Below are 11,397 nucleotides of genomic sequence, written 5' to 3' on the forward strand. Positions count from 1 at the left end.
TCCTGCGTAAGTACTACAATTTCCTTCGTTACGGTCACTTTTATTCGATGTCTACGGTACACAATACAAAACGAGTAACTATCCCACGCAGATGGAATAAACGGTGCAAAAGAAATAGATTCATGATCCGTTCTCATCCCTGCGAATCCTTGCACAATAGCAAGCCATGAGCCCGTCATACTCGTAATATGCAATCCATCCTCAGTATCATTGTTATAATTATCTAAATCAAGACGCGCTGTTCGGTTGTACATTTCATATGCCTTTTCTTCCATACCTAACTCTGCAGCAAGAATGGAATGAACACATGGGGACAAACTGGACTCATGAACCGTCATCGGCTCATAAAATTCAAAATTACGACGCTTCTCTTCTATTGTATATCGATCATTAAAGAAATAGATTCCTTGCAGTACATCTGCTTGTTTAATAAAGCAGCTACGCAGTACTTTATCCCAAGACCAGTTTTGATTAAGCGGCCGCTCTTCTAAAGAAAGCGTGTCAACCGTACGCAAATCCTTATCTAAAAACGTATCATGCTGTACAAATACTCCTAGCTCTTCGTCATATGGATAATACATATGATTTACAATATGATTCCATTTCGTTTTTTCTTCTTTTGTGATAGCAAGATCTTTCAGACGTTCTTCACCGCCACTTTGTTGCAGATAATCTACCACTTGTAGTGTATACTGCAAGGTCCATGCTGCTATCGTATTTGTATACCAGTTGTTGTTACTATTGTTTTCATACTCATTTGGACCAGTTACCCCGTGAATCATATATACTTGTTTCTTTTTATTATAATGAACACGATCTGCCCAAAAGCGAGATATCCCTATCAGTACATCGATACCATATTCCTTTAAATACAACTTATCCCCTGTATAGTTTACGTAATTATATATGCCATAAGCAATCGCACCATTACGATGGATTTCTTCAAATGTAATTTCCCATTCATTATGACATTCAATGCCCGTAAAGGTTACCATCGGATACAATGCACCTGCAAGTCCTTGCTTCCTTGCATTCACGTACGCTTGTGGCAACTGATTATAACGATAAATTGCTAGATTACGAGCAACTTCGGGCTCTGCTGTTCCTAAGTATAAGGGTAAGGCATACGCTTCCGTATCCCAATAAGTAGCGCCACCATATTTCTCACCTGTAAATCCCTTTGGCCCGATGTTTAGTCGTGCATCCTCCCCGTAGTACGTGGAAAATAACTGAAATAAATTAAATCGAATCCCTTGCTGCGCCTCTTCATCCCCTTGTATTTCAACATCGGCCATACGCCAACGTGAAAGCCAGCCATTTTTATGTTCTTCCAATATCATAGCATACCCTTTGTCCATGTTACGCTGCAGCACTTCATTCCCTTGATGAACAAGATGTGTTCGGTCATAGTCCCGGTTCGTTGTTATAGCTATATATTTATAGAGAGTACTACGCTCGCCGCTCTTTCCTTCTATATCAATGCAATTCTCGATATATTCATCCTTACTTAGAGTTCCAACTGCTTTCACATTTCCCTCTACTGAAATCTTCATAGAAGCCGCTACTTCAAAGGTAGGTGTTCCAAATGGATTATCCTTTGTACGCATCACGAGCGATCCTTCATAAGGCCGAACATCCTTACTTACTTCCACCCAAAAATCTTCTTCATAATTTGAATCTTCATTTCGTACATCGCCGTCAAGATATGGCACAAACGTAATCGTACCATCATAATTTAGAGGTGTAGCAGAATAGGAAATAACAGCAAGTTCTGCATCAGAAACGGACAAGAAACGAACAACTTCAAATTCTGTTTTCTTTCCTTCTTGATCGACTATAAATGAGCGAGAAAGTAGACCATGCTGCATATCCAAATTGCGATGATACTCTACCACATCTACCTTATATAAATCAATTTCTTCCCCATTAGCAAATACGCGAATGCCGATAAAATTAATTGCATTAATTACTTTTCCAAAATAATCTGGATAACCGTTTTTCCACCAGCCAACACGTGTTTTATCCGGAAACCAAACGCCCGCTACATAGGAACCACGATGAGAATCACCAGAATAGGTTTCTTCAAAGTTTCCGCGCATCCCCATATGACCGTTTCCAATACTAGTCATACTCTCAGCAAGTCGAAATTCTTCTTTATTTAGCTTATTCTCAATAATGTTCCAAGGAGCTACATCAAATAATCGTTTCATACGGTTCTCACCTTTTCATATTGGAATTAACGCAGAAATTAAATACTCAGTCACTTCGCGGCCCGCTACATAGTTATCATTGTCATTGTACGTAATATTTTCAATTCCTATAGAATATTAATGATCAACTATTCATGATTTTTAATTATATACCATTAAGAAAGTCAAAACTTGATAATTGTTAGATAAAATTTAACTTTCTCACAATTAAACAAAATAGGACTATTACTGCAGAGCTCATGCAAAATAAATCCAATATTTCCAAGAATCCAACCTATATCTTTTCTTCGTTTATCTTTTATAATCCCATCTATTAAAAATAAGTATTTATTATACAAAAATAACAAAATGGATTTTAATTGACTTTGTATCTTTTGGATACTACTCTTGGTTTAAACGAATAATAGTATGCCTATTGAATGAGTTATAAAATCAGCTGAATTGGGAGGAATATACTATGCAAAAAGAAGCTATATACCACCGTCCCAAAAATAATTTTGCATATGCTTACAACAAGAGTACACTCCATCTTCGGTTACGCACAAAAAAGAATGATGTAGTTGAGGTTACTCTACTCTATGGTGACCCCTATACTTGGAAAGATTCCTGTTGGCAGTATGAAACATCACGTATGAAAAAACTTGCAACGACAGAGCTTTATGATTATTGGTTCATTGCCATTACGCCAAATTTTCATAGGCTCCGCTATGCTTTTCAACTGAAAGATGAAAAGGAAACAACGGTTTATACCGAAAAAGGATTTTATGATAATCCCATAACAGATGATGTAGCTCCTTATTTTTGCTTTCCATATATCAATCCAGAAGACGTCTTTCAAGCTCCTTCTTGGGTAAAAGACACCGTCTGGTATCAAATATTCCCAGAACGCTTCGCAAATGGTGACGCTTCTATCAATCCTAAACGTACCCTTCCATGGGGAAGCGCCGAACCAACTCCGACTAATTTCTTTGGAGGAGATTTTGAAGGTATCATTCAACATATTGATTATCTTGTAAAATTAGGTATTACAGGTGTTTATTTCACACCAATCTTTAAAGCCTATTCCAATCATAAATACGATACGATTGACTATATGGAAATTGATCAACAATTCGGCAATAAAGATACTTTCAAGCGGCTTGTAGATATATGTCATGAAAATGGAATAAAGGTTATGCTCGACGCTGTCTTTAACCATAGCGGCTTCTATTTTCCTCCGTTCCAAGACGTATTAAAAAATGGAGAACATTCTCCGTATAAGGAATGGTTTTATATTCGTGAATTTCCGCTGCAGACAGAACCCATTCCAAACTATGATACGTTTGGATTCGTAAATGAAATGCCAAAGCTGAACACCGCGCATCCTGCGGTCCGCGAATATTTGCTAGAGGTTGGCCGTTACTGGGTTCGTGAGTTTAATATTGACGGCTGGCGATTAGATGTAGCCAATGAAGTCAGTCATGACTTTTGGCGAGCATTCCGTAAAGAAGTGAAAGCGATCAATCCAGATGTATATATCCTTGGTGAAATATGGCACGACAGCATGCCTTGGCTGCAAGGGGATCAATTCGATGCCGTAATGAACTACCCGTATACGAACGCTGCTATTGAATATTTAGCAAAGCATTCGATTACAGCAGAAGATTTTGCAAACAAAACGAATGATGCCATGTTGATGTATCCATCTAATGCAACAGAAGTCATTTTCAATTTGCTTGGAAGTCACGATACACCACGAATTTTGACAGTATGTAAAAATAATAAAAACGTAGCAAAGCAGCTATTTGCCTTTCTTCTTTCCTCTTCCGGTGCACCGTGCATATACTACGGAGATGAAATTGGGATGACAGGGAAAATGGATCCAGGATGCCGAGAATGCATGAAATGGGACGCAAAAGAGCAAGATTTAGACATGTTTACATTCATTTCCTCCCTCCTTTCCATGCGCAAAACAATCCCAGCCTTTGGTAATAAAGGGACATTGGAGTTTATCGAGGCGAGTGGATCTCTTGTCATGTACAAAAAAACTTACGAAGATCAAACAATCGTATTTGCCTTCAACAATGCTCAAACAGCATTAAACGTGACAGTACCGGCTGCATATATCAGTAAGAACTATTTATATACCGGTAAATCGGTAACGTATATAGACAATGCAAACATAATATTAGCAGCAAACGGTCTAGCGATTTGGGAATGCTGAAAAATAAAAAACGAGATTCATTACTGCGAATCTCGTTTTTTATTCCTACTTTTGACTTCGAATATGTAAGACACTCCTAACGTCTTTTTTCCCCATACTTATCAGCTTGAATCATTTCCATATTCTTATATTCATAACAAAAGCTTTCCATTTCAATTCCAAATCTTTATCTACTTTTATATGTCATATTTCCTAACATTTGAATACGGTTTCATTATAAAACACTCTCTATTAATAAAAAATTTACACTTTTTTGTTTATTTATTCTTGCCAAAATCTCAAATAGCCACTATGATACTAAATATAACATAAAGTGTTAGAAAAACTAACACAAGGAGATGCCAGCTTTAAGAACTCATGTATCAATTTAAAAATTTTAGTGATGAAATGGAGGATTCAACATGCAAGGTCTAAACGGTAGCGACACAGTCTTTATGTTCGTATCAGCAATCATTGTCATGCTTATGACACCTGGACTCGCACTTTTCTACGGTGGCATGGTAAGAAGTAAAAATGTATTGAGTACAACGATGCACAGTTATTCAGCATTGGCAATCGTTTCAGTACAATGGATACTATTTGGATACTCATTCGCATTTGGTACAGATTGGAATGGAATAATCGGAGGATTTAATTTCGCTGGCTTAACTGGCGTTGGCTTTGATCCTAATGCTGATTATAGTGCAACAATCCCTCATGGTTTGTTCATGCTCTTCCAATTAATGTTTGCAATTTTAACTCCAGCTCTAATTTCCGGAGCATTTGCGGAACGTATGAAATTTGGCCCTTTCCTAGCATTCATTTTCCTTTGGTCAACACTTGTTTATGACCCTCTTGCTCACTGGGTATGGGGTGTAGGCGGTTGGCTTAGAAACTTAGGTGCACTTGACTTTGCTGGTGGTAACGTCGTTCATATTTCATCTGGGGTATCTGGTTTAGTTCTTGCACTTGTACTCGGAAAACGTAAAGATTTAAATACAATCACACCTCACAATCTTCCTACTACTGTTCTTGGTGCAGCCTTACTTTGGTTCGGTTGGTATGGATTCAACGTTGGTAGCGCGCTTTCCTTCAATGCAGTTGCATTAACAGCTTTTATTAATACAAATACAGCAGCAGCTGTAGCAGGAATCGCTTGGGTTGCTTGCGAATGGATTCTTACGAAGAAACCTACCATACTTGGTGCAGTAAGTGGTATTATCGCTGGACTTGTTGCAATTACACCAGCTTGCGGGTTCGTTACACCAATGGCTTCTATCGTAATTGGTTTAGGCGGCGGTATCATTTGCTTCTTCGGCGTATCCTTCTTGAAGAAGAAATTAGGTTATGATGACGCATTAGACGCATTTGGTGTTCACGGTATCGGCGGAACTTGGGGCGGTATTGCAACTGGATTATTTGCTACAAAAACAATCAACGATGCAGGTGCAAACGGCTTATTCTATGGAGATGCATCTTTACTAGGCAAGCAACTAATTGCCATTCTAGCTTCTTATGCTTTCGCAGCAATCGGAACATTTGTTATCATTAAAGTGATTAGCCTCTTCACTCCGGTTCGTGCTAGTGAAGAAGAAGAATCTCTTGGTCTTGACATCTCCATCCACGGAGAAAAAGCTTATCACGAAAGTATATAATTAAGAAGAGGGTGATATACGATGAGTGAAACAATTACTAAAATTGAGATTATTACACGTCCAACTAAATTCGAGGAATTTAAACAAGAATTAGCGAAAATTGGTGTTAGTGGTATTACAGTAAGCCACGTTCTTGGCTGCGGCTTACAAAAGGGATTCACAGAAGTGTATCGCGGTGTACAACGTGAAATTACAATGCATGAACGTTTAAAAATTGAGATTGTTGTTTGCAAGGTACCAGTAAAAGACGTTGTCGATACAGCAAAACGCGTCTTAAACACTGGAAAACCTGGAGACGGCAAAATCTTCATCTCTGAGCTTAGTAACGCAATTAAAATTCGCACTGGCGAAGAAGGTTGCGACGCTCTGCAAGACGAAAAATAAGATTACTTGTTTTCTAGAAAGGAGCTGTGTATACAGCTCCTTTTGTTTTTTCTCCTACTCCCCTTTCCAAGTAGAATTAACAATCCAGCACTATTCTTTACTATACAAAATTGTGGGAATCAGGATTGAATCGAACGCCAACTCCTATCAGTTGCTTTTACAAAACTACGAATTCATCTGGACTATCCTATTTCCCAAAAAAAAATGGTAAAAAAGAAAAAACTTTTTTACCATCCTTATATTTCTTTTAAATTATGATTCTTTAATTGAAATATTGTAATGCGTAAACCATACATCGATCTGCGCTAGATGTGCAAGCAGTTGTGGACCTGTCATAAGTTGCCCAAACCAAGGCGTCGAAAAGGCAGTTCCTTCTGAATCAATGAGATTCTGCAGCTGCTTCGAATCAAATAATTCATGTAGCATACTGCTCTTTTTCAAAAGAATTTCCTTTAACCAAGCAACTACTGCTTTTGTATAGTATGGATTATGCGTCTTTGGATACGGGCTTTTCTTACGATATAGCACTTCATCAGGTAATACCCCTTCAAGTGCCTTTCGTAATAATCCCTTTTCTCTTCCGTCGTGCATTTTCATCTCCCAAGGTACGTTCCATACATATTCGACTAACCTATGATCGGCAAAAGGAACACGTACTTCTAAACTTGCCCCCATACTCATGCGATCCTTCCGATCAAGAAGTGTCGTCATAAACCAAACCATATTTAAATAGAATAATTGACGTCTCTTTGCTTCAAGCGGTGTTTCTCCATCTAGCCTAGGAGTTTCCTTCACCGTTTCTTCGTAACGTTGCTGCACATAGTCACGCAAGTTCAGCTTCTTTCTCCAATCAGAGCGTAACAACGTTTCACGTGCTTCTGTGGAACGCATCCATGGAAAGGAGTTTGCCTCCAAGTCAGTTTGCTTATGAAACCATGGATAGCCACCAAATATTTCATCTGCACATTCTCCTGATAAACCTACAACAAATTTCTCTTTTATTTCTCGGCAAAACCATAATAAAGATGAATCTACATCAGCCATACCTGGTAAGTCACGGACTATTACTGCTTCTGTTAAATAAGCTGCCAGTTCTTCATTCGAAATCGTGCAGCGGTGATGGTTCGTACGAAAGCGCTCTGTCATAAGTTCAATCCAATACCCATCAGCATTTGGCTGAAAGGAATTTGATTTAAAATACATATCATTTCCTTCATAATCTATCGAATACGTATGAAGGGAATCTTTCCCCTCACGCGCATAGGCTTCGGCAGCAAATGCTGTAATAGCACTCGAATCAACCCCGCCAGAGAGAAATGTACACAGAGGCACGTCAGATACGAGCTGTCTTGTAATAGCATCTTCTAGTAAATAACGAACCTTTTGCACCGTTTCTTCAAACGTATCGGTATGCTTACGACTTACTACATTCCAGTAACGCCACTTCCGTAAGCCATTCGTAGAAAACGTCAACGCATGACCAGGACGAAGCTCATCAATCCCATGAAATACACCATGTCCCGGCGAGCGAGACGGACCTAACCCAAGTACCTCCGCTAGTCCTTCATACGTTACTTCTGCATGTACAGCTGGATGAACCAAAATAGATTTAATCTCCGAGCCAAATAACAATCTGTTTCCATCCTGCTTATAAAACAACGGTTTTACCCCAAGCCTATCCCGCGCAAGAAATACTTGTTCCTTTTCACTATCCCACACCGCAAACGCGAAAATACCATTTAAATGATCGACACACGTTTCCTTCCATTCCATATAAGAGAATAGCAATACTTCTGTATCCGAATGTCCTTGAAATGTATAGCCTCTTTGCAGCAATTCACTACGAATGTCCTCTGTGTTATATAGCTCTCCATTATAGCAAATCGTATAAAGATGATCCTTTCCTCTTGTCATAGGCTGCTTTCCGCCCTCTGGGTCGACAACAACTAATCGTTTATGACCAAATATGGCGTGCGTGGATGAATATACATTCGAATCATCCGGTCCACGCTTCGAAAGTGCATTCATCATTTTCATAATTGTTTCCTGCTCATCCTTAACTGTACGTGCATATTCAACCCAACCGGTTATTCCACACATACCCCTCATCCTTTCTAAAATCTTCATATTTATAAAGATACGTTGGGGTGTTCGTTTCAATCGAACAAAGCGCTGCTTACTAACCTTGCAAGTTGGTTTCATTGTATGCCCTAAAAGTAAAAACGTGCCTATGTCGTTATAAATACTTGGAAACTTGTCGATACCAATACTACGAAGGGAGGAGATAGTATGTTAAATCGCTATCACATCATGCGTAATCAACAACGCGCCTATACAATAGGAAGTATCGAACATATTAATACAGAATGGATTTTCTTTGATGAAGAAAGTGAAGAAGCTAGCTTAGTATCAGATATTGTTCAAGATGGATTCGAAATACTACACAAGCAACATTGGGTACCAGCCTATTTGTATGAAAATGATATGATAAAAATAGAGCACACATTGCATCATCTACAAAACAAAGATATACTTCGTGTTCCTAAAAAACTACAGTATTCCTACGAAGTATGGCTAACGGAGTTATCAGATCCATCCTTCTATACATTTGCAAGCACGCTACAAGAACTAGGCTATTCCGTATATGATTCAATTTTCTGTCATAATAGCTTACACTTCCAAAGTAACTTTCACCTCAAACAAGGAGTTAACTTTATTGTATACGACAACGGCGATCTCGTTTGCTCGGTACAACATCAGTATGTACGGGAAAGAAAAATAGAAAAGGATACATTTACATTCACTCGTGCCGATGGCGAAACAAGAACACAAAAAAATATGTAAAGAACGAACTGACAAACTGACAGTTCGTTCTTTACATAAGCCAAGCTAATATTCCATGTAAGAGAGCCGTTATTTCACTTCATTTATTAGTGTTCCAATTTTTTCTATTGTGATTTCAATTACATCGCCTGCTTTTAAATACCGCGGTGGTTGAAAGCCCATCCCCACACCATTCGGCGTCCCAGTTGTAATAATATCTCCTGGTTCAAGTGTCATTCCCTTACTTAAGACAGATAGAATCGTGGGAATATCAAACATCATTTTCGATGTATGAGACGATTGACGAATTTCTCCGTTCACCTTTGTTTCAATTGTTAAACTTTGTGGATTTTCAATACAGGAACGATCTACAATAACAGGCCCCATAGGACAAAATGTATCTAAGCTTTTCCCTAGAAAGTATTGTTTATGTCGACTTTGCAAATCACGTGAACTTACATCATTTATAATGGTATAGCCAAAGATATAAGAATATGCCTCCTCAATAGAAATAGCAGTTCCACGTTTTCCAATAACGATGGCTAGCTCTCCTTCATAATCAACCTGATTTGTGACGGCTGTATGACTAGCAATATAATTTCGATGCCCAATTACAGTAGTAGGCGCTTTGGTAAAAAATAAAGGATGCTCCGGAATATCATCAATGCCGCCCATTTCAATTGCATGCTCTCTATAATTTTTCCCAACGCACATAATATTTTTCCGTGGATACGGAATTGGAGCTAGCAGCGTTACTTCTTCTAGTTGATACTGACCAATAGGCTGTTTTTCATTTGCCATACGTACAATTTCTTTTGCTTGCTCAAGGAAGTCTTCTCCCGCTTCGATACACTCAATCATCGTATCCGGAATGCTTACCTTGCCCATCAATGCTTGCTGTGCTTCTTGCAAATGAAGCACCTTCGTTAATGTTTCATCCACAACCCCTACAAATACCATTTCTTCTTTCTTCGCAGTTACAAAATTCATTAAATCACTCCTATTATCTTTCTACTTTATGTAGTTCGAACGGGAACAAACAAAATCCTGCTTATTTCGGCAAAAGCTCCTTCTCTTATTTCAAACAAATTATTATATTGCTAAAATTTGTAGAATTCTATACTCTTTTAGCGAAACTGTTTTCTTTTGGAAATAAACTTGTATAATAGATTATAATGAAAGTGACAGATGTAATTGCTCTTTATTATTACAAAGAGATGGAGCCAAGGATATGCTACAACAAGCGATTGAAGAAAAAAGAGAAATGATGAAAAACTTGGTTAATCAGTATGGGATAACAGCTGAAGTTACGATTAGCTGTAGCCAAGAATTAGACAAGCTCTTAAATAGAGTATTACTAGAACAGTTAGAAGCCAACAACAACTATAAACAGAAGAAAAGTCTTTCCCTTAAAGCAACTGATTATATAGAATACAAAGGATAATCAACTTTTTTCTCGAAATTTATGACTCCTTTTATAAAAGGTGACGGAACAATGGTAATTTTTTACCAGTGTCTCGTCACCTTTTTTTTCGTTTTCGAAAGTTTTATACACATTCCCAGGCTCTTACCCATACAATTACATATACGAAACTTTTTTGATGAAGGATGCTAGACGATGCCAGCAATTGTAGGAAATGTAAATATTGTAAATATAGGATCGAGCGGAATATTTCATATTGGCGATGTTTTTATCATTCGTCCTATTTCCTACGCCAAAACGATAGCCGGTTCGGGATCCTTTAATGTAGGAGAAACAATATCCGTCTATAATTATCAAAATGAAACGAATGTAAACGATCCTGATTATAATGATCAACCCATTACCTTTACGTACTAAGGAGGAGATGATCGTGAATCTATATGTTCAGCAAAGCATTGTTATTCATAATCTTCGGGTAGGAAGCATTACTACTTCCTCTGTATTTCAAATTGGGAGCACAGGAACGATTAAAGCACTTTCGAAATTTTCCAATACTGGTGGATTTACAGAACCTGCTCGTCCATTACAAGCAAAGGGACAAATTATTACCATTGCCTCTTCAGATGATTCTGCCAAGTAGGTTCCTTTGAGAGGAGGGAAGATTATGAATCCAGATTGGGTTACTTTTACCACACAGCTTCAGCAAGCCCTAGTACAACA

Annotated in this window: 10 protein-coding genes; 7 read left to right on the forward strand and 3 right to left on the reverse strand. The window is 38.2% G+C overall.

Features of this window, described 5'->3' with window-relative positions; all coding sequences use genetic code 11:
- Nucleotides 1-2,210, reverse strand: a 2,210-nt coding sequence (locus AC11ZT_RS04615; RefSeq protein WP_484058481.1) for a glycoside hydrolase family 65 protein, incomplete at its 3' end; no start/stop codon positions are given.
- A 457-nt stretch (nucleotides 2,211-2,667) separates the two neighbouring features.
- On the opposite strand from AC11ZT_RS04615, the gene AC11ZT_RS04620 reads away from it, so the two are divergent.
- The 3 genes from AC11ZT_RS04620 (at nucleotide 2,668) to AC11ZT_RS04630 (ending at nucleotide 6,431) form a co-directional block, all read left to right on the forward strand.
- On the forward strand, nucleotides 2,668-4,413 hold the full coding sequence (locus tag AC11ZT_RS04620; protein ID WP_484058482.1) for a glycoside hydrolase family 13 protein: 1,746 nt from the start codon (nucleotides 2,668-2,670) through the stop codon (nucleotides 4,411-4,413).
- Nucleotides 4,414-4,814: 401 nt separating this feature from the next.
- Nucleotides 4,815-6,047 (forward strand): ammonium transporter, encoded by a 1,233-nt coding sequence (locus AC11ZT_RS04625; RefSeq protein WP_484058483.1) that lies wholly within the window; start codon nucleotides 4,815-4,817, stop codon nucleotides 6,045-6,047.
- A 21-nt stretch (nucleotides 6,048-6,068) separates the two neighbouring features.
- Complete coding sequence (locus tag AC11ZT_RS04630; protein ID WP_484058484.1) at nucleotides 6,069-6,431, forward strand: P-II family nitrogen regulator; 363 nt, start codon at nucleotides 6,069-6,071, stop codon at nucleotides 6,429-6,431.
- A 252-nt stretch (nucleotides 6,432-6,683) separates the two neighbouring features.
- On the opposite strand, the gene asnB is transcribed toward AC11ZT_RS04630, so the two are convergent.
- Complete coding sequence (asnB, locus tag AC11ZT_RS04635; RefSeq protein WP_484058485.1) at nucleotides 6,684-8,531, reverse strand: asparagine synthase (glutamine-hydrolyzing); 1,848 nt, start codon at nucleotides 8,529-8,531, stop codon at nucleotides 6,684-6,686.
- A gap of 189 nt (nucleotides 8,532-8,720) precedes the next feature.
- On the opposite strand from asnB, the gene AC11ZT_RS04640 reads away from it, so the two are divergent.
- Nucleotides 8,721-9,275, forward strand: coding sequence for a DUF2777 family protein (locus tag AC11ZT_RS04640; protein ID WP_484058486.1), 555 nt, complete (start codon nucleotides 8,721-8,723; stop codon nucleotides 9,273-9,275).
- 69 nt (nucleotides 9,276-9,344) lie between these two features.
- Here AC11ZT_RS04640 and AC11ZT_RS04645 read toward each other — a convergent pair whose 3' ends face one another.
- Nucleotides 9,345-10,244, reverse strand: a complete 900-nt coding sequence (locus tag AC11ZT_RS04645; RefSeq protein WP_484058487.1) for a fumarylacetoacetate hydrolase family protein — start codon at nucleotides 10,242-10,244, stop codon at nucleotides 9,345-9,347.
- A gap of 241 nt (nucleotides 10,245-10,485) precedes the next feature.
- Between AC11ZT_RS04645 and AC11ZT_RS04650 the strand changes: the two genes are divergently transcribed.
- The 3 genes from AC11ZT_RS04650 to AC11ZT_RS04660 all read left to right on the forward strand — a co-directional run bounded on the left by AC11ZT_RS04650 (nucleotide 10,486) and on the right by AC11ZT_RS04660 (nucleotide 11,317).
- Nucleotides 10,486-10,698 (forward strand): aspartyl-phosphate phosphatase Spo0E family protein, encoded by a 213-nt coding sequence (locus tag AC11ZT_RS04650; RefSeq protein WP_484058488.1) that lies wholly within the window; start codon nucleotides 10,486-10,488, stop codon nucleotides 10,696-10,698.
- Nucleotides 10,699-10,872: 174 nt separating this feature from the next.
- Nucleotides 10,873-11,094, forward strand: a complete 222-nt coding sequence (locus AC11ZT_RS04655; RefSeq protein ID WP_484058489.1) for a spore germination protein — start codon at nucleotides 10,873-10,875, stop codon at nucleotides 11,092-11,094.
- 13 nt (nucleotides 11,095-11,107) lie between these two features.
- Nucleotides 11,108-11,317 carry a spore germination protein GerPB gene (locus AC11ZT_RS04660; RefSeq protein ID WP_484058490.1) on the forward strand — a complete coding sequence of 70 codons (210 nt, stop codon included), beginning with the start codon at nucleotides 11,108-11,110 and terminating at the stop codon, nucleotides 11,315-11,317.
- Nucleotides 11,318-11,397 lie beyond the last annotated feature (80 nt).

This window comes from Ectobacillus sp., from assembly GCF_056992975.1.